At 51.8% G+C, this 23,091-nt stretch carries 18 protein-coding genes; 11 read left to right on the top strand and 7 right to left on the bottom strand.

The genetic code is table 11. From position 1 onward, the window contains the following. Positions 1 to 214 precede the first annotated feature (214 nt). The 6 genes from BLU99_RS03715 to BLU99_RS03690 all read left to right on the top strand — a co-directional run bounded on the left by BLU99_RS03715 (position 215) and on the right by BLU99_RS03690 (position 7,667). Positions 215 to 793: a DUF5025 domain-containing protein gene (locus BLU99_RS03715; protein ID WP_091899802.1), complete on the top strand. Its 579-nt coding sequence runs from the start codon at positions 215 to 217 to the stop codon at positions 791 to 793. Positions 794 to 944: 151 nt separating this feature from the next. Then, positions 945 to 1,877, top strand: a complete 933-nt coding sequence (miaA, locus tag BLU99_RS03710; protein WP_176771025.1) for a tRNA (adenosine(37)-N6)-dimethylallyltransferase MiaA — start codon at positions 945 to 947, stop codon at positions 1,875 to 1,877. Between the two features lie 44 nt (positions 1,878 to 1,921). Beyond that, on the top strand, positions 1,922 to 2,857 hold the full coding sequence (locus tag BLU99_RS03705; protein WP_091899801.1) for a diacylglycerol/lipid kinase family protein: 936 nt from the start codon (positions 1,922 to 1,924) through the stop codon (positions 2,855 to 2,857). Positions 2,858 to 3,025: 168 nt separating this feature from the next. Next, positions 3,026 to 4,975: a glycogen debranching enzyme N-terminal domain-containing protein gene (locus BLU99_RS03700; protein ID WP_176771024.1), complete on the top strand. Its 1,950-nt coding sequence runs from the start codon at positions 3,026 to 3,028 to the stop codon at positions 4,973 to 4,975. Between the two features lie 12 nt (positions 4,976 to 4,987). Next, positions 4,988 to 6,256, top strand: coding sequence for a glycosyltransferase family 4 protein (locus tag BLU99_RS03695; RefSeq protein ID WP_091899799.1), 1,269 nt, complete (start codon positions 4,988 to 4,990; stop codon positions 6,254 to 6,256). A 28-nt stretch (positions 6,257 to 6,284) separates the two neighbouring features. Beyond that, positions 6,285 to 7,667 carry a glycoside hydrolase family 57 protein gene (locus tag BLU99_RS03690; RefSeq protein WP_091899798.1) on the top strand — a complete coding sequence of 461 codons (1,383 nt, stop codon included), beginning with the start codon at positions 6,285 to 6,287 and terminating at the stop codon, positions 7,665 to 7,667. 21 nt (positions 7,668 to 7,688) lie between these two features. On the opposite strand, the gene BLU99_RS03685 is transcribed toward BLU99_RS03690, so the two are convergent. Further along, complete coding sequence (locus BLU99_RS03685) at positions 7,689 to 8,489, bottom strand: tRNA threonylcarbamoyladenosine dehydratase (RefSeq protein WP_091899797.1); 801 nt, start codon at positions 8,487 to 8,489, stop codon at positions 7,689 to 7,691. Positions 8,490 to 9,472: 983 nt separating this feature from the next. On the opposite strand from BLU99_RS03685, the gene BLU99_RS03675 reads away from it, so the two are divergent. Further along, entirely contained in the window at positions 9,473 to 9,973 is a 501-nt protein-coding gene (locus BLU99_RS03675; protein WP_091899795.1) for a hypothetical protein, read from the top strand. A 228-nt stretch (positions 9,974 to 10,201) separates the two neighbouring features. Here the strand turns inward: BLU99_RS03675 and BLU99_RS03670 are convergent, their stop codons facing one another. From BLU99_RS03670 to BLU99_RS03650, 5 genes are read right to left on the bottom strand one after another with little or no spacing between them, the layout of a single operon-like run. Then, positions 10,202 to 10,798: a response regulator transcription factor gene (locus BLU99_RS03670; protein ID WP_091899794.1), complete on the bottom strand. Its 597-nt coding sequence runs from the start codon at positions 10,796 to 10,798 to the stop codon at positions 10,202 to 10,204. A 10-nt stretch (positions 10,799 to 10,808) separates the two neighbouring features. Continuing rightward, positions 10,809 to 11,966 (bottom strand): sodium ion-translocating decarboxylase subunit beta, encoded by a 1,158-nt coding sequence (locus BLU99_RS03665; protein WP_091899793.1) that lies wholly within the window; start codon positions 11,964 to 11,966, stop codon positions 10,809 to 10,811. Positions 11,967 to 11,988: 22 nt separating this feature from the next. Next, positions 11,989 to 12,441, bottom strand: a complete 453-nt coding sequence (locus BLU99_RS03660) for a biotin/lipoyl-containing protein (RefSeq protein ID WP_091899792.1) — start codon at positions 12,439 to 12,441, stop codon at positions 11,989 to 11,991. Positions 12,442 to 12,483: 42 nt separating this feature from the next. Then, the gene (locus BLU99_RS03655) at positions 12,484 to 13,503 is read right to left on the bottom strand and encodes an OadG family protein (protein ID WP_091899791.1); all 1,020 of its coding nucleotides are present in this window, start codon (positions 13,501 to 13,503) and stop codon (positions 12,484 to 12,486) included. 57 nt (positions 13,504 to 13,560) lie between these two features. Continuing rightward, positions 13,561 to 15,252, bottom strand: coding sequence for a putative transporter (locus BLU99_RS03650; protein WP_091899945.1), 1,692 nt, complete (start codon positions 15,250 to 15,252; stop codon positions 13,561 to 13,563). Positions 15,253 to 15,480: 228 nt separating this feature from the next. Here BLU99_RS03650 and mutA point away from each other — a divergent pair, with 228 nt between their 5' ends. The 4 genes from mutA to BLU99_RS03630 are packed head-to-tail and all read left to right on the top strand — an operon-like array spanning position 15,481 to position 21,603. After that, positions 15,481 to 17,346: a methylmalonyl-CoA mutase small subunit gene (mutA, locus tag BLU99_RS03645; RefSeq protein ID WP_091899790.1), complete on the top strand. Its 1,866-nt coding sequence runs from the start codon at positions 15,481 to 15,483 to the stop codon at positions 17,344 to 17,346. A 19-nt stretch (positions 17,347 to 17,365) separates the two neighbouring features. Next, positions 17,366 to 19,531, top strand: coding sequence for a methylmalonyl-CoA mutase (scpA, locus tag BLU99_RS03640; protein ID WP_091899789.1), 2,166 nt, complete (start codon positions 17,366 to 17,368; stop codon positions 19,529 to 19,531). Beyond that, positions 19,532 to 20,560, top strand: a complete 1,029-nt coding sequence (locus tag BLU99_RS03635; protein WP_091899788.1) for an NAD(P)/FAD-dependent oxidoreductase — start codon at positions 19,532 to 19,534, stop codon at positions 20,558 to 20,560. Continuing rightward, positions 20,557 to 21,603, top strand: coding sequence for an NAD(P)/FAD-dependent oxidoreductase (locus tag BLU99_RS03630; RefSeq protein WP_091899787.1), 1,047 nt, complete (start codon positions 20,557 to 20,559; stop codon positions 21,601 to 21,603). The genes BLU99_RS03635 and BLU99_RS03630 overlap by 4 nt, the downstream gene beginning before the upstream one ends. Before the next feature lie 148 nt (positions 21,604 to 21,751). Here the strand turns inward: BLU99_RS03630 and pgk are convergent, their stop codons facing one another. Further along, positions 21,752 to 23,023 (bottom strand): phosphoglycerate kinase, encoded by a 1,272-nt coding sequence (gene pgk, locus BLU99_RS03625; protein ID WP_091899786.1) that lies wholly within the window; start codon positions 23,021 to 23,023, stop codon positions 21,752 to 21,754. Positions 23,024 to 23,091: the final 68 nt, after the last annotated feature.

Here is a 23,091-nt window from a genome sequence, read left to right as displayed (position 1 = left end):
ATCAATGATGAAGTATAAACGGAGGTTATGCTGAAAATCCGGAGAAACAGAGTAAGCATATTGTATTATTAACAAACAATTATCAATCAAAAATGATGGGAAATTTAAGAACGGCTTTTGCTGTGCCAACTTTTAAAATACGTATACTTTATACAGGGATGATAGAAATGATGGTTGTTCCAGTAACTGTTAGATGATATAAATATTTCAGTCGATGAAGATAAAAGTTATATTATTGTTGATGGCTGTGGCGGTCATGTCGTCATGCCATAGTGATTTTGAAGATGATGGTAAGGTGAAATATCTCCGTTTCGGATATATTGAAGGGAATATAGGTGACTCTTATGTCAATCTATATAACACAGATGACGATTGCGATAGAGTAGGATGGTCATGGCGTGAGGAAAGGTCTAGTCTAGAATCTGCTAATTGGGGAGTTACACTTCAATCTTCTTCTTCGTCAGTATCACGTATATTCTTGCGTCTCTGTTCCTTGCATAGGGGAGAATACAATATTAAAAGGTCGTTTGACGACGTGTATAATGATTCATCCGAAGACAGATATCTTAATAGCGGTTTTGAATTGGAGATTATTAATAATGGTGACACAATAATCTATGGCCCCAAAAGGGAGAACCCTTTTCTCGTGTATGTCACTGATGTGAGATATGATCCGTATGGTTTTGGCTATGACCTGTCAATTGTAGAAGGTTATATGAACGGCGTTCTTTATAACAGAGAGAATCCTTCTGACAGTATTGTATTCGATCATGTAAGGTTTGGGTTTCACTGATGGCAATGCTTTCAGATAATCATTAACTTAAGCCGTCCGATTCCGTCGGGCGGCTTTTTTGTACTTTTTATTTGGTTCTTTCCTTGATTTCAGCTATCTTTGCATCCGATAGGCAGTGCCTGTAGTGTCGTAAATGATGAACGAGAAGAAAATGATAACGATATTAGGTCCGACGGCATCGGGGAAGACCACGGTGGCGGCTCATCTTGCGGCCCTCGTCGATGGCGAGATTATCTCGGCCGACTCACGACAGGTGTATCGGCGGATGGATATCGGCACGGGAAAAGATCTGGCCGACTATCGTCTGCCTGCCGCCGATGGACAGGAGCCAGTCGTCATTCCCTATCACCTGATTGACATACGGGAGCCTGGTACGAAATACAACCTGTTCGAGTATCAGCAGGATTTCTTCGATGCCTATCAGGATATCCGTAATAGAGGGAAGATGCCCATCCTCTGTGGTGGAACAGGACTTTATATCGAGGCCGTGCTGAAAGGCTACCACCTCTCGCCTGTGCCTCAGAATCCCGAACTGCGAGAACGTTTGGATGGGAAACCACTCGCAGAGCTTACGAAGATGCTTGTGGAACTGAAGTCGAAGACGGGCTCGAACATGCATAACACGACGGATGTGGACTCCTGTCAGCGAGCCATCCGCGCCATCGAGATCGAGACATACAACCTGCAGCATCCGACACCGCGACGCGAGTTGCCACCTGTTGAGTCGCTCATCATCGGTATCAGCATCGATCGTGATGCGCGCCGCGAGAAGATCACCCGTCGACTGAAAGCCCGTTTGGAGGAGGGAATGATCGACGAGGTACGTGCACTGCTCGATGAAGGCATCCCACCGGAGGATCTGGTCTATTACGGACTGGAGTATAAGTTCGTGACGGAGTATCTGACGGGTAAAACCACCTACGATGAGATGTTTACCCAACTGGAGATCGCCATCCATCAGTTTGCCAAACGGCAGATGACCTGGTTCCGAGGGATGGAGCGGCGAGGCTTCAAGATCAACTGGATCGATGCGACCCTTCCCATGGAGGAGAAGATGGCTCAGATCCTAAAGCTCAATGTTTAATCGACAATCATCAATGTTCAATCATCAATGTTCAATAGTATAACATGGCAGTAGAACCAACAAGATGGGCTATCCTGTATTGCCCGAAAGCAGGCATCTCCAACAAACGTAAGCGTTGGGAGAAGATCCAGAAGGTGCTCGACGAGCGCAAGGTGGAGTATGACTTTGTCCAGAGTGAGACGGCCAATAGTGTAGAACGCCTCATGCGGATGCTGATCAGCAACGGCTATAAGACCATCATCATCGTTGGCGGCGACTCCGCGCTCAACGATGCCGTTAACTGTCTGATGGCAGAGGAGAAGGCTGTGCGCGACAGTATCGCACTGGGCGTGATACCCAATGGCATCATGAACGACTTCGCCCGTTTCTGGGGTTTCGAGGAAGACAAGATCGAGCAGACCGTCGAATGGCTTCAGAAGCGTAGGATACGGACGATCGACCTGGGCTGTATCCGTTATCAGAACGCGAAGGGCGAGCGCTGTCACCGTTATTTCCTGAACTGTATCAATATCGGTATGACGGCCGACATCATGAACCTGCGTCGCCAGACCCGTCGCTTGTTCGGCTCACGCACGCTGTCGTTCATCTCGTCGCTGTTTGTCATGCTGTTCCATAGGATGGAGTACAAGATGAAACTGAAGATCAACAACGATGTGATTGAACGCAAGGTGATGACCATGTGCGTGGGCAGTGGTCCAGGCTATGGACAGACCCCCAACGCCGTGCCCTATAACGGCATGCTCGACGTGTCGGTGGTCTACCATCCCGAGGTGGTCCAACTGCTCGAGGGACTATGGCTGTTGGTCACTGGCCGCTTCCTCAACCACCGCAGTGTGCATCCCTATCGCACCAGGGAGGTGCTTGTCGACTATGCGAAGCGGGCGATGGTGGGTATCGACGGTCGTTTGATGAAGACACCGAAGGGCTCTTATCGCATCGATATCGAACAAGAGGTTATCAACTTCCTTATACCAGAGTAAAAACCAGAGGGCAGGCTGTGCCCTCTGGTTTTTACTTCATAGATACCCTCTGGTTTCTTAAAATAAGTGTTAAATCATATCGAACGCTTTGTCGACTGCGTAAAAATACCTACCTTTGGAAAATTAATGACTAATACAACAATAATTAAATACCTTTAGACAGGAGCTATGAGCTATTTACGATTAGAAAAGGCCGTGATGACCAACCTGCAGGAAAGTCTGCGTCGTGAATTCCTCCGGACTAACCGTTCCGGCGCCTATAGCAGTTCAACGCTTGTTGACTGCAATACGCGCAAATACCATGGTCTGCTGGTAGTTCCCGTACCCGAGCTTGACGACGAGAACCATGTGCTACTCTCCTCGCTCGACTGTACGGTCATTCAGCACGGAGCAGAATTCAACCTCGGACTACACAAGTATCAGGGCAACATCTTCAGTCCTAACGGCCATAAATACATCCGCGAATTCGATGCCACCATCGTGCCTACGACGACCTATCGTGTCGGAGGTGTCGTGCTGAAGAAAGAGGTGATCTTCCAGCACTACGAGGACAGCATCCTCATCCGCTATACCCTGGTCGAGGCCCATTCGGCCACCACCCTGCGCTTCCGTCCGTTCCTGGCCTTCCGTTCCGTGCGTCAGTTCACCCACGAGAATGCAACAGCCAGTCGTGAGTACAGTCAGGTGGACAACGGCATCAAGACTTGTATGTATGCCGGCTATCCCGACCTCTTTATGCAGTTCTCCAAGAAGAACGAGTTTATCTTCCGTCCCGACTGGTACCGCGGTATCGAGTATCCGAAGGAGCAGGAGCGTGGCTATGCCTCCAACGAGGACCTGTATGTGCCTGGCTATTTCGAGATGCCTATCAAGAAAGGCGAGAGCATCGTCTTCTCGGCCTCTACCTCGCAGATCAAGACCTCGACGCTCATGGCGCTCTTCGACAAAGAGGTGGCTCAGCGCGTGCCGAGAGATAACTTCTACCACTGTCTGGTCACTGCCGCCCATCAGTTCCATAACCGTCAGCCCAACAACGACCGTTACCTGTTGGCGGGCTATCCCTGGTTCAAGTCGCGAGCCCGCGACACGTTCATCGCCTTACCAGGACTCACCCTGTCGATTGGCGAGCGCGACTACTTCGAGTTGGTGATGAAGACCGCCGAGAAGGGGCTCCGTGAGTTCATGAAAGGTAAGCCCCTGACGGTGAAGATCTATGAGATCGAACAGCCCGATGTGCCCCTGTGGGCCGTGTGGGCTATCCAACAATATGCCAAGGAGGCTGGGCGCGACGAGTGCTTCAAGCGCTATGGCAAACTCCTGCAGGATATCATCCATTACATCATCGACGGCGGTCATCCGAACCTCCGCCTCGACGAGAACGGCCTGCTCTATTCGAATGGTCGCGACCGTGCCGTCACATGGATGAACTCCACAGCCAACGGTCGTCCTGTGGTGCCGCGCTCAGGCTATATCGTCGAGTTCAACGCCCTCTGGTATAACGCCCTGAAGTTCTGTGCCTCGATGGCAGCCGAGAGGGGCGATGCCGAAGGTGCTGCCGGCTTGGAGCAGCGTGCCGACTTGGCCAAACGCTCGTTTGTCGATACCTTCGTCAACGAATATGGCTATCTGCTCGACTATGTCGATGGTAACATGATGGACTGGAGCGTGCGACCCAACATGATCTTCGCTGTGGCGCTCGACTACTCACCGCTCTCACAGGAGCAGATGAAGAGTGTGGTCGATATCTGTACCCGTGAGCTGCTCACACCGAAAGGACTGCGCTCCTTGTCGCCTAAGAGTGGCGGCTATAATCCCATCTATGTGGGGCCGCAGACCCAGCGCGACTATGCCTACCATCAGGGTACGGCCTGGCCTTGGCTTGGCGGCTTCTATATGGAGGCCTGTCTGAAGCTCTACAAACGCAGTCGTCTGAGCTTTATCGAGCGTCAGCTCGTGGGCTATGAGGACGAGATGGACTATCATGCCATCGGAACCATCAGCGAACTGTTCGACGGTAACCCGCCGTTCAACGGGCGCGGTGCCATGTCGTTTGCCATGAACGTGGCCGAGATCCTGCGCACGCTGAAGCTCATGGATAAGTATTCATATCAAAAGTAAGGAGGAACGACGATGAAAGTATTGATGTTTGGTTGGGAGTATCCTCCTCATGTGTTTGGTGGACTGGCTACCGCGAACTACGGTATCTCTGAGGGCCTGAAGGCCCAAGGCGATATCGAGACCGTGCTCTGTCTGCCTCATCCCTTTGGCGACGAGAGTCAGCATGCCTGTCGTATTGTTGCCATGAACGCCGTTCCTATCGTATACCGTGATGTCGACTACGACTACGTGAAGCAGCGCGTGGGCAACATCATGGACCCCGATTATTATTTCAGGCTCCGCGAGCATATCTATGCCGACTTCAGCTACATGAACGTCAACGATCTTGGTGCCATGGAGTTTGCCGGAGGTTATCCGGGCAACCTGCACGAAGAGATCAACAACTATTCGATCATTGCTGGACAGGTGGCACGAACGGAGCAATTCGATATCATCCATGCCCACGACTGGCTTACCTTCCCTGCCGGCATCCATGCCAAGCAGGTGAGCGGCAAGCCTCTCTGCATCCATGTCCATGCCACCGACTTCGACCGCTCACGCGGTAAGGTGAACCCCACGGTCTACTCGATCGAGAAGAACGGTATGGACTGGGCCGACTGTATCATGTGCGTGTCGGAGCTGACCCGTCAGACGGTCATCCAACAGTACCATCAGGATCCGCGTAAGTGCTTTACGGTCCACAATGCCGTCTATCCCCTGCCGCAGGAGTATCAGGATATTCCGCGCCCCGATCATACAGGCAAGGAGAAGGTGGTGACCTTCCTCGGACGAATCACCATGCAGAAAGGTCCCGAATACTTCGTTGAGGCTGCTACGATGGTGCTCCACCGTACCCGTAATGTTCGTTTCTGTATGGCGGGCTCAGGTGATATGATGGACGCGATGATCCATCTGGCCGCCGAGCGTGGCATCGCCGACCGTTTCCATTTCCCCGGCTTTATGCGAGGCCGACAGGTGTACGAGTGCCTGAAAGCCTCCGATGTATATGTGATGCCCTCCGTGAGTGAGCCTTTCGGCATCTCTCCCTTGGAGGCCATGCAGTGCGGCACTCCCTCGATCATCTCCAAGCAGTCGGGCTGTGCCGAGATTCTCAACAACTGTATCAAGGTCGACTACTGGGACATCCATGCCCTGGCCGATGCTATCTACTCGATCTGCCACAACGACTCGCTCTTCCAATACCTCAAGGAGGAAGGGCAGCGCGAGGTCGACCAGATCACCTGGGAGAAGGTTGGCCGCTGGATACGTACCCTCTATCTCAGAACCCTGGGGTGGGAATAATTAAACATAGAATAAAGAATTAAGAGTTATGAAAACGATTTGTTTATATTTCGAGATACATCAGATTATTCATCTGAAGCGTTACCGTTTCTTCGATATCGGTACCGATCATTATTACTACGATGACTATGAGAACGAGCGTAGTATCACCGACATCGTAGAGCGTAGTTATATGCCCGCCCTGAATGCCCTTCACGAGATGATCCTCGAGAACGGCAAGTACTTCAAGGTGGCCTTCTCCCTCTCGGGCACAGGCATCGAGCAGTTGGAGATGCATGCCCCACAGGTGCTTGAGAAACTGCAGCAGATGAACGAGACAGGTTGCGTGGAGTTCCTTGCTGAGCCCTACAGTCACGGACTGTCGTCGCTCGCCAACGAGGAGACTTTCGCCCGCGACGTGAAGAAACAGGCTGCGAAGATCGAGGAGATGTTCGGTAAGAAGCCCACCGTCGCCCGTAACTCGTCACTTATCTACAGCAACGATATCGGTGCACAGATTGCCGCCATGGGCTTCAAGGGTATGCTCACCGAGGGGGCCAAGCACGTACTCGGCTGGAAGTCGCCCCATTATGTGTACCACTGTCAGAATGCTCCCAGTCTGAAGCTGTTGCTCCGTGATATCGAACTGTCCGATGATATCTCCCTGCGCTTCAATAACTCCGAGTGGGACGGTTATCCGCTCTTCGCCGACGACTATATCGACCGTATCGCTCGCATGCCCGAGGAAGAGCAGATCATCAATATCTTCATGGAACTCTCCGCCCTGGGTATCGCCCAGCCCCTGTCGAGCAACATCCTCGACTTCATCAAGGCATTGCCGGCCTGTGCCAAGGCCAAGGGCATCACGTTCTCCACGCCCACCGAGATCTGCAAGGCCTGCAAGAGCATCAGCGAGCTCGACGTTCCCGACACCCTGTCGTGGGTCGACGAGGAACGTGACGCCAGTTGCTGGCTCGGCAATGCCATGCAGCGCGAAGCCTTCGAGAAGCTCTACTCCGTGGCCGACCGTCTGCGCATCGCCGACGATCCGCGCATCAATCAAGACTGGGATTATCTGCAGGCTTCCAACAATTTCCGCTTCATGACTACTAAGCCCTCTAATGTGGGACTCGACCGTGGTATCTACAGTGGACCGTTTGATGCCTTCACCAACTATATGAATATCCTTGGCGACTTCATCAACAGGGTGAACGCTCTCTATCCGCTCGATATCGACAACGACGAGCTGGAGAGTCTGCTCACGACCATTAAGAATCAGGGAGATGAGATAGAGATGAAAGACAAGGAGATCACGCGCCTCAAGGCTCGTCTCGAAAAGCTCCAGTCCTCTGCCGCCAAGAAGCCTGCCGCTAAGAAAACCGCCGCTCCTAAGAAAGCTGTAGCTAAGAAGTCAGCCGCCAAGAAAGACTGACGCGACGGCGCTCAGGCGTTCCTATTGATTATTGATATCCTCCAGCACCAGTCCGCCCAGCATGAAGCCGAAGATGGCGGTGATGTGAGCCATCGTACCGTTGATCTGTGCCTTCGCCGAGCACCACTCGTGGTTGAGTAGGGTGGGGTCGCCAGGCCCCGCTTTCGTCTTCGGACACACACACTGCTCCGTGCCGCAGGTGCCGTTGTGACCGCGGTTGGTCAGCAGTTCATCGCTGTACACACACTGGAACTTACGCTTGGGATACAGCCCCTGACTCTTGAACTTCTTACGGAGGGCTCGCGCCAGTGGGTCGCCCTTCACCTTCCAGAACTCCGTTACCTTGATGCGTGTGGGGTCCATCTTCAGGGCAGCCCCCATCGACGAGAAGAACTTCGCTTGTGTCTGACAGGCTAGACGGATAAGCAGCGCCTTATCCTTTAGTGAGTCGATGGCATCGATGATATAGTCGTAGCTGTCGAGGTCGAACGCGTCGGCCGTCTCTTGGGTGAAGATTTTCTGCAGTGCGTTGATCTCTGCCGACGGGTTGATGGAGAGCAGTCGTTCTTTCAGGGCTTCCACCTTCACCTGTCCGATGGTCTTGGTCGTCGCCATCAGTTGTCGGTTGATATTGGTGATGCACACGCGGTCACTGTCCACGATTGTCATCTGTCGGATGCCGCTTCGCACCAGACACTCTGCGCACCACGATCCGACACCCCCCACGCCGAAGATGATGACCCGTTGCCGGGCGATCTTCTCCATGGTGTCGTCGCCGAGCAGCAGCTCACTTCTCCTGAATATCGCATTCTCTATTGCCATCGTTCTTGTATTTTGGCTGCAAAGGTACATCAAATCGTCTGAAAAACCAAAGACTTTTGTGCTTTTCCTTTCTCCCCGCCACAGCCCCAATGCCCTCCATGCTCCCTGAGCCCCCTCCCTCCGCGGTCCCTGAGCCTGTCGAAGGGCCGAAGAGGCACGTCAAATCATCGAAGGGCCGCTCCCTGTGCTTCGACAAGCTCAGCACCCGCATCGCATTCTAACGGTCCCTGAGCCTGTCGTAATCGACCTTTGGTCGCTTGGCTTGTCCAAGAAGGGACTATCACGATATATTTTTACAAATACTCCCTCATAACTCGCGTGGCGGTCAGAAACTTCATCTGAGCCCTGTACACGCGATTTTTGGGTTGTTTGTGTATTTGACTGATAATAAGCGAGTTAAGTTTATTCACGAAAGGGGTGGCATCTTTCGTTCAAAGAGATAGGCCCCATGAGTCATTCAGATAGGGTTTACGAGTGAAAGAGATAATCCCTTATAGGGTATAGAGATGATCCCTTTCTCTCGTAAGTGCCATTCCTTACAGTCGTGGAGATAATCTCCTTGACTGTAAGAAGCCGGGGCTACCCAGAATACCCCCTCTCTCTACACCGAACAGGGCAAAAAGGGACTAAAGAAGCCCCTTGTTTTTTCTAGTTTGCAACTTCAGACGAACACTTTTTTCGGCACTTTTTCAGGACAAAACGAAGGTTGTAACTACTCTAATTCAACAGACCTTGACGGAAATATGAAGACTTCTAGAGCCGCAACGGAATACTTTTCTTGTATCTAAAGTCCTATCACATAGGGTGATATATAACTTTTATCATCAAAGATTTGGTTCGATACGAGGAATTTGTTATCTTTGCGGAGTAGAACTTAAAACAATAGTCTGACATCAATAATAACTATATAACCAATCCCTTGTTGTTTTATACAATGAGAAATAAAATGAATAACTATGATTATAAATCGTGTTTGGACCGAGATGTATAAGGCAAAGAGCTACCTCTTGCAGATTGAATTGTATAACGATAAGAAACGCAGGTTTAACAGAGTTGCGTCGTTATTGATTGTGTTAGCTTCTGTTATTTGTGCTTCAACAGCATCGTTCTCTGAATGTAAATGGGCAACCATCATCTCAGCCGTCATAGCTGCTGTTTCTGCCATTATAAAAGAATGTTTGCCTCTTCTGATGCAGTCTGATGAAGAGCTAAAGAAGATGGATAATATATATGACTTTTATAAAGGTTATTTGCAGAAACTCGAGAAACTCTTCATGGAGCGGTACGATCCCAATACTGATGTAGATGATGTGAAAATGACTGCTCGATTTGACGAGATAGTAAAGACAGAAGGCAGCAACGAGTCTGAGCTAAACTGTTTGTGTCGTAGCTTAACAAAAAAAGAGGAAATGAAGATCCAAGAGCTTACTGATAGATATTTTGATCGGATTTATAATGATGTCTACGATAATAACATACAGTAAAAAGAAATATGGGAACAAGAACATCTGATTCGGAGAAACGCCCAACGCCTCCTAGAAGAAAGCTGGTGAATGTTGAGCCAAAGAAGCGACCTCCTGTAGCTCCTCAGAAGTAGTTGCTTGGGTTAAGAATCTTGGCTTTTATACAAGTAGTAGGCAGTTAGGAAACTGCCTACAACTACGTGTTATTTAAAACGATAGACTCTACTAAGAATGGTGGTAGACTTCGTTTTAGATCTTGTTGATGTCGACGTAGCCGTGCATGACGGCATAGATGGTAAGGGCGCTGACACTCTTCATGCCGAGCTTCTCCATGATGTTCTTACGATGGGTGATGACGGTGGACAGACCGATATGCAGACGGTCGGCAATCTCTTTGTTGATATATCCTTGTACGATGAGCGACATGACCTCGATCTCACGGTCGGAGAGGATCTTACGGGTGAGGATGTCGGGCATCGGCGGGAGGTTCTCACCGTGGCCGTGCGCGTGCTGCTCGAGCATGAGCAGCGCACGCACCAGGTCGGACTCAGGCACATTGATGCAGAGGCTGTGGAACTCGGACAGCTGTGACATACTGTCGAGCGAGAGCGTGAGCACAATGGTCTTCCGTCTGCGCTCGGCGAAGAACGCCTTGTTTTCGAGCACGATGTTCATCGCGGCAAAGTAGTGGAAGTAGCTGTCGGGACTGTTGGCCTCAAGCTCGGAGAACGAGCCGAAGGTGTCGACCGTCATGATGGGCATAACGGTCTGGAGCATCTGCTTCAGACCCATGGCCGCCAGAGTGTTGGGGTCGATGATTGCTATCTTCGGTCTACCTTGCATCATGGTGGTTATTCTATGAAAGGAAGCCGAGCAGAGCGCCGGCAGCTACGGCCGAGCCGATGACACCAGCCACATTCGGACCCATGGCATGCATGAGCAGGAAGTTGTGGCGGTCGTACTCGAGACCGAGGTTATTACTGATACGTGCGGCCATCGGCACAGCACTCACACCGGCATTACCGATCAGCGGATTGAGCTTCTTACCTTCTGGCAGGAAGAGGTTCATGATCTTGACGAAGCATACACCGGAGGCGGTGGCTATCATGAAGGCCATGGCACCGAGGGCGAAGATCTTGATGGTGTTCATCGTGAGGAACTCGCTGGCCTGGGTGGAGCAGCCGACGGTAAGGCCGAGCAGCATGACCACGATGTCGTTGAGGGCAGCGCCAGCGGTCTTGGCCAGACGGGTGGTCTTTCCACTCTCCTTGAGCAGGTTGCCGAAGAACAGCATACCCAACAGCGGCAGGCCGGAGGGCACAATGAACGTGGTGAGCAGCAGACCGATGATGGGGAAGAGGATGCGCTCGGTCTGTGACACCTCACGGCCGGGCTTCATCTTGATGACGCGCTCTTTCTTCGTGGTGAGCAGGCGCATGATGAACGGCTGTATCACTGGCACGAGGGCCATATACGAGTAGGCGCATACGGCGATGGCACCCATGAGGTTGGGCGAGAGCTTACTCGACAGGAAGATGGCGGTAGGACCGTCGGCACCACCGATGATGGCGATGCCTGCTGCCTGTGAGGGTTCGAAGCCCATGGCCAGCGCTACCATATAGGCACCGAAGATACCAAACTGTGCGGAGGCGCCGATGAGCATAAGCTTGGGATTGGCCAGCAGCGCTGAGAAGTCGGTCATGGCACCGATGCCGAGGAAGATAAGGGGTGGATACCACCCTTGTCGTACGCCCTGATAGAAGATGTTCAGCACGGAGTTGTCTTCGTAGAGACCGATCTCCAGTCCGGCATCAGCGCGGAAGGGGATGTTACCCAGGATGATACCCAGTCCGATGGGTACCAGCAGGAGTGGTTCAAAGTCTTTCCTGATGGCGAGCCAGATGAAGAAGGCTCCCACCACAATCATGATGAGGTTCCCGACGGTGGCATTGGCGAATGCCGTATAGGTGAGGAACTCATGGAAGTTCTGTATGATAAATTGTCCGAGATCCATGTGAGTAGACTATTGATTAATGCTATCCGATGGTCATGAGGACGGTGCCTTCCATGACACTCTCGCCCTGCTTGACGGTGATGGATGTGACTGTTCCCTCGTACTCAGACTCGATATTGTTCTGCATCTTCATGGCCTCGAGCACCAGCACGACATCGCCGCGCTTGACACTGTCGCCCACGGCTACCTTCACGTCGGTGATGGTGCCTGGCAGTGGGGCCTTGACAGCCGAGCCTGTACCTGCTGCCATCGGCTTACTGGCGGCAGGAGCCACCTCGGGAGCCACGGCCGGACGGGCCACGGGCTTGGGAGCCTCGACATGCACCTTCTTCAGGGTGCTGGCGGGGTTGATGGGCTGTTTCATCTCCACGTCAAAGAGGATGCCGTTGACATTCACCTTGGCGATGTTGCCCTCTACTTCTTCTATCTCAACGTCGTAGTCGACGCCTTGTACTCTATATTGATACTTGTTCATCTTTTCTGCTATAATCTGTAAAACTATAAAAACTGCGATACACTATCTCATATCCGGGGTCGTTGGAATCACCGGCGCCGTGTGATCCTGCGGTTGAAGCGGATCGTGGAAGTGGGTCATCTGGGTGTACTCATAGCTCCAGTCGGTTTCTTTCGACTTGATGGTGATGATGCCACTCTCCACATCGTGCACATCGTCCTGGTACTGCTTGAGTGCCAAGGATATGACAGCGATATAGACTTCTTTGTCGATACCCTTGGTTTTAAGACCATCCTGCAGGAGATTGCCCGTGGCATGTGCGAGGTCGTGGGTCACCTCGACGGTCTTCGTGACAGCCTTGATGGGCTGGGTGTTGACGACCTTGCGCGCCGTATCGATATGTCGCATGATAAGGCCGAAGAGCCAGAAGAACACGAAGAGTACAGCCAGACAGAAAAACACGATGCCCATGGCCAGCAGTGTGATGCCGAAGCCGTGGGGATCGTCGCGCTTCAGCTTGGCATCCTTGGTCTCGTCGGTCTTGATGAAGTTCTCAATGCCTGGAGTGACATTGTCGGCCGACTTCACGCTCCAGCCACTGGCATGGCGTGCGTAACTCTGGTCGGCGACCAGTGCCGGGATGCTTACCGAGTCGATAAGCTCGGTGGCGTTGCCGTTGTAAAGCGCCAACCATACGGGTTCGGAGATGGGCATTGGGAGTGAGAGATGCAGCTTACCCTGTGCAGGGTTGGAGTTGCAGAAGAAGACAAGATGCTGCCGACCGCCAATCTGTGTGCGGGGATCACCACTGGGGATGACGCTCATACGTTTGATGCGCTCGGGAACACTCATCTGCGGGTCTAGGACGGAGCGGTCGGTGGTGAAGTACATGCCACGGATGTTATAGGTGGTGAACGAGGTGTTCTCCAGCTCTATCCATGCTTCACGACTGCCGTATTCGTCCACGACGCTGGCAGTGTTATTGGTCAGCACCTCGTTGATCCGGATGTTCTTGGCTCCCTGAGCAAACATCCCCGAGACACTGAGCAGCGCACCGCCGAGCAGTAGTAATGTTTTTTTCATTCTGGTTTTTGTATTATTATATAAGTTATTGTTTTTTGTGTCAGTCTGTTCAGCACCCTAGCCACAGAAGAACAGGACGATGATCTGGGCGGTGAAGATGCGAAGGAACATAGCCAGCGGATAGACCGTGGAGTAACCTACGGCCGGGGCCTCCTTAGAGCAGATGCTGTTGGCATAGGCCAGGGCAGGGGGGTCGGTATAGGTACCAGCAATCATACCTGCGATGGTGAAGTAGTTGAAACGGTAACGGAGGCGTGCGATGGGGCCGATGATCAGGATAGGGATGATCGTGATCAGGAAACCTGTGAGTACGAACAGCAGTCCGTTGCCTTGGATGACCGTCTCGAAGAAGTTGGCACCTGCCTTGATGCCTACCGAGGCGAGGAAGAGTACCAGTCCGATCTCTCGCAGCATCATATTGGCCGAGGTGGTCGTATAGGTGACCAGGTGAATCTTATAGCCATAGCGGCCGATGAGGATGGCGATGATCAGTGGACCGCCAGCCAGTCCGAGCTTCACGGGCACAGGCATGCCGGGGATGACCAAGGGCAGGGAACCGAAGATCAGTCCGAGGAAGATGCCCACGAAGATGGTGGCGATGTTAGGTGCCTCGAGGCGGCGGATGCTGTTACCCATCTTTCCGGCTACGCGGTCGACGGCATCCTCGGGACCAACGACCATGATGCGGTCGCCCACCTGCAGGGGTAGTGCGGCTGAGGCAAAGAGATCCATGCCATGACGTGTCACACGGGTGACGTTCACACCATGCACACTTGAGAAGTGCATGGATGCCAGGGTCTTGCCATTCACCTTCGGGTTGGTAATAAGAATGCGCTTCGATACGAGCGGCTGGTCTTGTTGCTCGAAGTCGATATCGATGATAGGACCGATGAAGGCGACGATGGCCTCGTAGTCGGCCTCGGCGCAGACGATCAGCATCTGGTCGCCCACATGGAACACCGTGTCACGGTTGGGTATCGAGAGCTCACCGTTATGTACGATGCGAGAGCAAACGAAGTCACGGTTCAAGAAGTCATGTACCTGCAACAGGGTCTTGCCCTCCAGATATTTGTTGGTCACCTCGAGGTGCATCTTATAGGGCTTTCTGTTGACATTGGTCTCCTCCATGCATTTCAGTTGGGCTTCCTCCTTCTCGAGCTTCACCTTGCAGATGTACCTTATTAATATGGTGGCACCGATGATGCCCAGCACACCAAGGGGGTAGGCGCACGCATAGGCCGATGCGATCTGGGGTGCTCCTTGCGGGAACACAGAGGTGAGCGCCTCGTTGGCAGCACCGAGTCCGGGGGTGTTGGTCACAGCACCATAGAGCGTTCCAACCATCATAGGCAGGTTGGTCACGTCGCTGGTATCGAAGAACAGATAGTAACAGGCGAACATCACCACGATGTTCAGCAGAATGGCGATGGCAGCCAGTCCGTTGAGCTTGATGCCGGCCATGCCGAAACTCTCGAAGAAGCCCGGGCCTACCTGCATACCAATCATGAAGACGAAGAGGATCAGACCGAAGTCCTGTACAAAGGTGAGAATAGGTGTCGGGGCTGTGAAGCCGACATGTCCGGCGATGATACCGGCGAAGAGAACGAAGGTCACTCCCAGGGAGATACCGAACAACTTAATCTTTCCTAAATAAACACCGATGGCGATGACGATGGCGTAGAGCAGAACAATATGCGCTACGGAATCTGTGGCCGTAAACAGGTCCTTCAACCATTGAAAAGAATCCATATCCAATTACTAACTTTTACTAATCCCAAATTTGACTGCAAAGTTACTTAAAAAAATGCGCATGACAAGTATTTTATATATTAAATATTGAATAAAAACTGATTTTTTATTTCTTTCACAATTCATTGTGGTTAATTGCTTAAATATTTCGTAACTTTGTAGCCTAATAGTAATAGTAAGCAAGAACCAATTTAAAACTTAAAACAAACTTATATATAATTTATACGTATGATGGAAAACAAAGAGAAGCTCTTTACCGAGTTTACGGCGCCGACAACCCAAGAATGGCTCGACAAGATTGAGGTCGACCTGAAGGGTGCCGACTTCCAGAAACGACTGGTATGGAGAACAAATGAAGGTTTTAATGTGCAGCCCTTCTATCGCCGGGAAGACCTGGCGAACCTGAAGACCCCCGACGCACTCCCGGGTGAGTTCCCGTTCGTGCGGGGTAACAAGAAGGACTCTAACGAGTGGTATGTCCGTCAGAATATCGAGGCTAGTGACCCGAAGGCCGCCAATGCCAAGGCTCTTGACATCCTGAACAAGGGAGTCGACTCGCTAGGATTCCACATCCCTGGCAAGATCGTGTCTATGGAGACGGTATCAACGCTGCTCGAGGGTATCTATTGCGAATGTGTCGAGGTGAACTTCTCGACCTGTCAGCGTCACTCGCTCGAACTCGCTGAGATCCTGAAGACCTATTGGCAGAGGAAAGGCTACGACAAGGAAAAGATCGTTGGCTCTATCGAGTGGGACCCCATGAAGAAGATGGTACTGAAAGGAAAAGATGTATCCGCAGTATTGGCGTTCGGTCCTAAACTGGCAGAGTCGCTCAAGGAGTATCCTCATTTCCGTGGTATCGTAGTTCATAGTGATGCACTCAATAATGCCGGTGCCTATATCGTTCAGGAGTTGGGCTATGCACTGGCCTGGGGTAATGAGTATCTGCAACAGCTCACGGATGCCGGAGTCGATGTGGATCTGGCAGCTAAGAGCATCAAGTTCAATATGGGCGTTTCCGAGAACTACTTCATGGAGATTGCCAAGTTCCGTGCCGCCCGTCTGCTCTGGGCTCAGATCGTGAAGCAGTATGAGCCGAAGTGCGACTGTGCTTGTAAGATGATCATCAATGCGACCACCTCGACATATAATCAGACACTGTTTGATTCGTACGTGAACCTGCTGCGTTCGCAGACAGAGGCTATGAGCGCTGCCTTAGGGAGCGTGCACTCGATGGTAGTTACTCCGTTCGACGCGCCCTACGAAGAGGCCACGGATTTCTCGGAGCGTATTGCCCGCAACCAGCAGTTGCTGATCAAGGAGGAAAGTCATTTCGACCGTATCGTCGACCCGTCGGCAGGCTCTTATTATATCGAGCACCTTACTGATGCGTTGGCCACCGAGGCCTGGAAGATCTTCCTGAAGGTGGAAGATGAGGGTGGTTTCCTTGCCGCTGTGAAGGCCGGCACCATCCAGGATGATATTAACGCCACGAACGTGAAGCGTCATGGCGATGCTGCTAAGCGCAAGGAGTTCCTGTTGGGTACCAACCAGTTCCCTAACTTCACAGAGAAGAGTGAGGGTAAGCGCGCCTATCATCATGTGTGCGGTTGTGGTGGCGCTCATCATCATGGCGGGGATAGCGTTTCGCTGAAGACGATCGAGAGTACCCGTCTGGCGGCTGACTTCGAGGACCTGCGCATCCATACCGAGGAGACGAAGGTGCCTACAGCCTTTATGTTGACTATTGGTAATCTGGCCATGCGTCAGGCTCGTGCACAGTTCTCGTGTAACTTCCTCGCCTGTGCTGGTTACAAGGTCATCGATAATCTCGGTTTCAAGACCGTTGAGGAAGGTGTCGACGCGGCGCTCGAGGCTAAGGCTGATATCGTGGTAATCTGCTCTTCGGATGATGAGTATGCCGAGTATGCTATCCCAGCCTTTAAGTATTTGGACGGTCGTGCGATGTTTGTCGTGGCTGGTGCTCCTGCTTGCATGGAGGACCTGAAGGCTGCCGGCATCGAGAACTACATCCATGTGAAGTGTAATGTCCTCGAGACTTTAAAAGAGTATAATCAGAAACTTGGTATCTAAAAGAATAGGAGATTGAATGATGCGTAAACAATTTAAAGATATAGATATCTACGCGGGCATCAAGGCTCAGGATGGTGCCAAGTGGATTAAGGATAATGGGATCGTAGAGAACTGGAAGACGCCCGAGCATATTGAGGTGAGACCGGTCTATACGAAGGAAGACCTCGAAGGGATGGAGCACCTCGACTTCACAGCCGGTATCCCTCCCTATCTGCGTGGTCCGTACTCGATGATGTATCCGTTTAAACCGTGGACTATCCGACAGTATGCCGGATTCTCAACGGCCGAGGAATCGAACGCTTTCTATCGTCGTAACTTGGCTTCTGGCCAGAAGGGTCTGAGTGTTGCCTTCGACCTGCCGACCCATCGTGGCTATGACCCCGACAACGCCCGTGTAGTGGGTGATGTGGGCAAGGCTGGTGTGAGTATCTGCAACGAGGAGAACATGAAGGTGCTCTTTGGTGGCATCCCTCTCAACAAGATGTCAGTGTCGATGACCATGAACGGTGCCGTGTTGCCCATCCTGGCCTTCTACATCGTGGCTGGTCTGGAGCAGGGCGCACAGCTCGAGGAGATGGCTGGTACTATCCAGAACGATATCCTGAAGGAGTTTATGGTGCGTAATACCTATATTTATCCCCCTGCCTTCTCGATGAAGATTATCGCCGATATCTTCGAGTATACCTCACAGAAGATGCCGAAGTTCAACAGTATCTCGATCTCGGGTTATCACATGCAGGAGGCAGGAGCTACGGCAGATATCGAGTTGGCCTACACCCTGGCCGATGGTATGGACTACCTTCGTACGGGTGTGAATGCTGGCATCGACGTGGATGCTTTTGCACCGCGACTGAGTTTCTTCTGGGCCATCGGCATGAACCACTTCATGGAGATAGCCAAGATGCGTGCAGGTCGACTGCTGTGGGCGAAGATCGTGAAGAGCTTCGGTGCCAAGAACCCGAAGTCGCTGGCACTGCGTACCCACTCGCAGACATCTGGTTGGTCGCTCACCGAACAGGATCCCTTCAATAATGTGGGACGAACCTGTATCGAGGCCATGGCTGCCGTACTGGGACACACCCAGTCGTTGCATACCAATGCCCTTGACGAGGCTATCGCACTGCCTACCGACTTCTCGGCTCGTATCGCTCGTAATACTCAGATATACATCCAGAACGAGACAAAGGTCTGTAAGCAGATCGATCCGTGGGCTGGTAGCTACTATGTTGAGACCCTGACCAATGAACTCGTACATAAGGCTTGGGAGCATATCCAGGAGATCGAGAAGTTGGGCGGTATGGCCAAGGCTATTGAGACCGGTCTGCCCAAGATGCGTATCGAGGAGGCTGCAGCTCGTACCCAGGCTCGTATCGACTCTGGTGTGCAGACCATCGTTGGTACTAACAAGTACCGTCTGGAACATGAGGATCCAATCGATATCCTTGAAGTGGACAACACCGCTGTGCGTAAGCAACAGGAGGAGAGTCTGAAGGAGGTGCGCAGCAAGCGCGACGAGGCTGCCTGTCAGGCAGCCCTGAAGGCCATCACCGACTGCGTACGTGAGTTCAGCGAGGGTAAGAAGAGTAAGAGCAACCTGCTCGACCTCGCCGTCAAGGCTGCCCAGTTGCGCTGTACGCTAGGTGAGATCAGTGATGCCTGCGAAGAGATCGTAGGCCGTTATAAAGCAGTAATCAGAACAATTTCAGGTGTGTATAGTTCAGAATCAAAGAACGACAGCGACTTCGAGTTGGCTTGTAAGCTGACTGATGAGTTCGCAGAGAAGGAAGGTCGTCGTCCTCGTATCTTCATCGCAAAGATGGGACAGGATGGGCATGACCGTGGTGCTAAGGTTGTGGCCACCGGCTATGCCGACTGTGGTTTTGACGTGGATATGGGACCGCTGTTCCAGACGCCCGCCGAGGCGGCTCGTGAGGCTGTGGAGAATGATGTGCACTGTGTGGGTGCTTCTTCACTCGCCGCTGGTCATAAGACGCTCATCCCGCAGTTGATTGAGGAGTTGAAGAAATTGGGTCGTGAGGACATTATGGTTATCGCCGGTGGTGTGATTCCTGCCCAGGACTATGACTTCCTCTATAAGGCTGGCGTGGCTGCCATCTTCGGTCCTGGTACCTCTGTGGCGAAGGCTGCCGTCGAGATGATGAAGATATTGTTAGACAAAGAATAAATGAAGCATGTAGATGTACTGATTGTCGGAGCCGGTCCAGCCGGCTCCGTTTGTGGATACCTCCTTAAGAAGGCGGGGGTTGACTGTCTGGTGGTTGATCATGCGACCTTTCCTCGGGATAAGGTCTGTGGTGGTGGACTCAGTTCGAAGACGTGTCGTCTGCTCGACCAGTTAGTGCCGGGTCTCCATTATGATTATAACACAGTAGGACATATCCGTCTTTCTATTGACAACAAGGCGCATTGCGAGTTTGATACCAAGGAGCCCCTCCGTATCGTTCAGCGTAAGCATTTCGACCATGATTTGCTGAAGCAGTACATATCGGTTGGTGGCGCCTTTCAGCAGGCTGCGTTCGAGCGTTTTGAGGAACAGAACGGGCAGATTGTTGCCAGACTGAAATCGGGAGAGGAGATTGCCTGTCGTTATCTGGTGGGGGCCGATGGCTCGAACAGTCGTGTGCGCCGCTGTCTGAAGCCTGATACTGAGCGTGGTATCCTCGCGATGGAACAGTATGTCGAGAAAAGCGGAGACAATGGTGTCGATGTGGTTTTGTCGCAGTCGTATGACACTGGTGGTTATTTCTTCCGTTTCCCCAATAAGGCGTTTGATGTGGTGGGCTTCGGTGATGTGTCGACCACCCCGGAGAAATTCCGTAAGGTGATGCAACTGAACAATATCGCAGATGGAAAAGCGCGTGGTGCCTTCATCTATCTTTCCAACGATTATCCCATGCATGATCATGTGATCCTGATAGGTGATGCCGGTGGATTTGCAAACCGTTGTACCTGTGAGGGACTATTTGATGCCTTCAGAACCGCCCGGAATGCTGCGGAGGCTATTACCAGTGGACGGTCTTTCCGTGAGGTGAATGCTCCTATATTTAGGAAAATGAAGAAGGAAGAGCGATTGGGCAGGGTCTTCTTCAGTTCGTTTGGCTTCGCCATACTCAGGTGGTTGTGCGGTCATCCTGGATTGGTAAGGTGGGCCTTCGAGGCAAAGATGAAACGAGAAACTTTTTTTAAGAAATGAAGAATATAGACGTTTTGATTGTTGGAGCCGGTCCTGCCGGTTCGGTATGTGGTAGTCTGCTGAAGCAGGCGGGTGTTGATTGTGTGATCGTTGATCAGGCAACGTTTCCACGCGACAAGGTGTGTGGTGGCGGACTGACTGTGAAGGCTTGGCGCCTGCTCGACCAGTTGTTGCCAGGCATCAAGTATGATTACCGTCCTATCTACCGTATGCGTTGCCAGTTCGAGAACGATCCCGTGTGCGAGTTCCATTCTGAGTATGAGATCCGTATGACGCGCCGTAAGGACTTTGATTATACACTGCTGCAGTATTATATGAATCATGGCGGTGAGCTCATCAAGGGTTCCTTCGCCCGATTCGAGCAGCAGACCGATGGTCGTATTCTCGTCACCCTGAAATCAGGTGATCAGATCTCCTGTCGTTATCTGGTAGCCGCTGATGGTGCCAACAGTCTTATTCGTCGTCAGATGACCGGAGCGCCGAAGTTGCATGCTCTCTTTCTCGAGCAGTACAACGAGGGAGAGACTGATGACGATGTGTTCGTTCATTTCTCAAATAATTACAAGCCCGGCGTGTTCTATAAGTTCTCCAGTAAGGGGCGCGATATGTATGGTTTCGCAGCGTTGGAGTCGAACGAGGACTTCCCTCGTCATAGAGAGAAGTTCCGTGAGGCCCTGACAACCTTCGGCATACCTGTAGGACGCATCCGTGGCGCCTATATTCCTTTGAATACTGTACAGTCGACTGTTGATAATGTCATACTTATCGGTGATGCCGGCGGCTTTGCCAACAAGTTGACAGGTGAAGGACTCTACGATGCTTTCAAGACAGCCGCCAATGCACAGCGTGCTATAGTTGAGAATAAGCCTTTCACCGAGACCAATAAAGAGGTGTTCCGTAAGATGGAACACCAGGTGAATGTCTTTAAGTTCTTCTTCAGTCCTTGTGGCTGGCGATTGATCCGATGGGGTATGCATCATCCTCGTCTAATCAAATGGCTCTTCGATGCCAAGATGAAACGTGAGACATTCCGTAAGAAATGAGAACTCCGTTCATCATTCAAACTAAAAGATAAAGTATCTATAGGTGTACAGAACTCGGCAGTCGCCTTAGTTTCCCCCTTTTTAAAAGTATGATGGCTGCAAGCCATAAGCGCTGCAGCCATCATTATTGTTATTAAAGAGTTTCTTATTACTCGCCCTTAATAGCGGCTACGCCGGGGAGAACCTTACCCTCGATGGCCTCGAGCAGAGCACCACCACCAGTAGAGATGTAAGATACCTGGTCGGCCAGACCAAATTTGTTGACACAAGCTACAGAGTCGCCACCACCGATCAGTGAGAACGCACCTTCAGCTGTTGCCTTAGCGATAGCCTCACCGATGGCACGTGAACCTGCAGTGAAGGCGTCGCACTCGAACACACCAGCAGGGCCGTTCCATAGGATTGTCTTAGCACCCTTGATAGCCTCGGCAAATGCCTTCTGGCTCTCGGGACCAGCGTCAACACCCTCGAAACCTGCGGGAACCTGGTTTGCAGGGCAGGTGATGATCTGAGCACCCTCCTTGACACTCATCGTGCCGAAGTCGAGACCGTTAGTAGCGGTGCAGTCAGAACCCAGAACGAGCTCAACACCGTTCTTCTTAGCCAGCTCCTCAACACCCAGAGCTACATCCAGTTTGTCGAGCTCAACGATTGAATCACCAATCTCACCATTGTGAGCCTTAGCAAAGGTGTAGGTCATACCACCGCAGAGGATGAGCTTATCAACCTTACCGAGCAGGTTCTCGATGATACCGATCTTAGAAGATACCTTAGAACCACCCATGATAGCAACGAAAGGACGCTTGATGTTAGAGAGAACGGCATCAACAGCCTGAACCTCCTTCTCCATCAGCAGACCCAGCATCTTGTTGTCAGCGTCGAAGTAATCAGCGATAACAGCGGTAGAAGCGTGCTTGCGGTGAGCTGTACCGAAGGCATCCATTACGTAGCAGTCAGCGTAGCTGGCAAGCGTCTTTGCAAACTCTTTCTGGCTGGCCTTCATAGCCTTCTTAGCCTCGTCGTATGCAGGATCAGCCTTGTCGATACCTACAGGCTTACCCTCTTCCTCAGGATAGAAACGAAGGTTCTCGAGCAGCAGAGCCTCACCCATCTTCAGAGCCTTAGCAGCATCTGCAGCCTTAGCGCAGTCGGGAGCGAAAGCAACAGGGACACCCAGTGCCTTCTCAACAGCCTCGCGGATCTGACCGAGTGACTTCTTTGCATCTACCTTACCTTTGGGCTTGCCCATGTGGCTCATGATGATGGTAGCACCACCGTCGGCCAGAATCTTCTTAAGAGTGGGGAGGGCACCGCGGATACGGGTGTCGTCAGTGATCTTACCATTCTCATCGAGGGGTACGTTAAAATCTACACGTACGATTGCCTTCTTACCGGCAAAGTTGAATTCGTTGATTGTCATAGCTGTGTATAATTTAATTAATGTGAACTACTCAATTTTAATGCGCGTGCAAATTTACGACATTTAAT

The organism is Prevotella sp. lc2012 (assembly GCF_900107065.1).
Taxonomy (GTDB): domain Bacteria; phylum Bacteroidota; class Bacteroidia; order Bacteroidales; family Bacteroidaceae; genus Prevotella.
Note: the sequence above shows the minus strand (reverse complement) of the source record. Positions and strands in the feature narration are given on the sequence as shown.

What these genes read in the sequence shown, in the direction of transcription:
- BLU99_RS03715 (WP_091899802.1), top strand. Translation starts at nt 215, where the DNA reads ATGAAGATAAAAGTTATATTATTGTTGATGGCTGTGGCGGTCATGTCG.
- miaA (WP_176771025.1), top strand. Translation starts at nt 945, where the DNA reads ATGATAACGATATTAGGTCCGACGGCATCGGGGAAGACCACGGTGGCG.
- BLU99_RS03705 (WP_091899801.1), top strand. Translation starts at nt 1,922, where the DNA reads ATGGCAGTAGAACCAACAAGATGGGCTATCCTGTATTGCCCGAAAGCA.
- BLU99_RS03700 (WP_176771024.1), top strand. Translation starts at nt 3,026, where the DNA reads ATGAGCTATTTACGATTAGAAAAGGCCGTGATGACCAACCTGCAGGAA.
- BLU99_RS03695 (WP_091899799.1), top strand. Translation starts at nt 4,988, where the DNA reads ATGAAAGTATTGATGTTTGGTTGGGAGTATCCTCCTCATGTGTTTGGT.
- BLU99_RS03690 (WP_091899798.1), top strand. Translation starts at nt 6,285, where the DNA reads ATGAAAACGATTTGTTTATATTTCGAGATACATCAGATTATTCATCTG.
- BLU99_RS03685 (WP_091899797.1), bottom strand. Translation starts at nt 8,489, where the DNA reads ATGGCAATAGAGAATGCGATATTCAGGAGAAGTGAGCTGCTGCTCGGC.
- BLU99_RS03675 (WP_091899795.1), top strand. Translation starts at nt 9,473, where the DNA reads ATGTATAAGGCAAAGAGCTACCTCTTGCAGATTGAATTGTATAACGAT.
- BLU99_RS03670 (WP_091899794.1), bottom strand. Translation starts at nt 10,798, where the DNA reads ATGATGCAAGGTAGACCGAAGATAGCAATCATCGACCCCAACACTCTG.
- BLU99_RS03665 (WP_091899793.1), bottom strand. Translation starts at nt 11,966, where the DNA reads ATGGATCTCGGACAATTTATCATACAGAACTTCCATGAGTTCCTCACC.
- BLU99_RS03660 (WP_091899792.1), bottom strand. Translation starts at nt 12,441, where the DNA reads ATGAACAAGTATCAATATAGAGTACAAGGCGTCGACTACGACGTTGAG.
- BLU99_RS03655 (WP_091899791.1), bottom strand. Translation starts at nt 13,503, where the DNA reads ATGAAAAAAACATTACTACTGCTCGGCGGTGCGCTGCTCAGTGTCTCG.
- BLU99_RS03650 (WP_091899945.1), bottom strand. Translation starts at nt 15,252, where the DNA reads ATGGATTCTTTTCAATGGTTGAAGGACCTGTTTACGGCCACAGATTCC.
- mutA (WP_091899790.1), top strand. Translation starts at nt 15,481, where the DNA reads ATGATGGAAAACAAAGAGAAGCTCTTTACCGAGTTTACGGCGCCGACA.
- scpA (WP_091899789.1), top strand. Translation starts at nt 17,366, where the DNA reads ATGCGTAAACAATTTAAAGATATAGATATCTACGCGGGCATCAAGGCT.
- BLU99_RS03635 (WP_091899788.1), top strand. Translation starts at nt 19,532, where the DNA reads ATGAAGCATGTAGATGTACTGATTGTCGGAGCCGGTCCAGCCGGCTCC.
- BLU99_RS03630 (WP_091899787.1), top strand. Translation starts at nt 20,557, where the DNA reads ATGAAGAATATAGACGTTTTGATTGTTGGAGCCGGTCCTGCCGGTTCG.
- pgk (WP_091899786.1), bottom strand. Translation starts at nt 23,023, where the DNA reads ATGACAATCAACGAATTCAACTTTGCCGGTAAGAAGGCAATCGTACGT.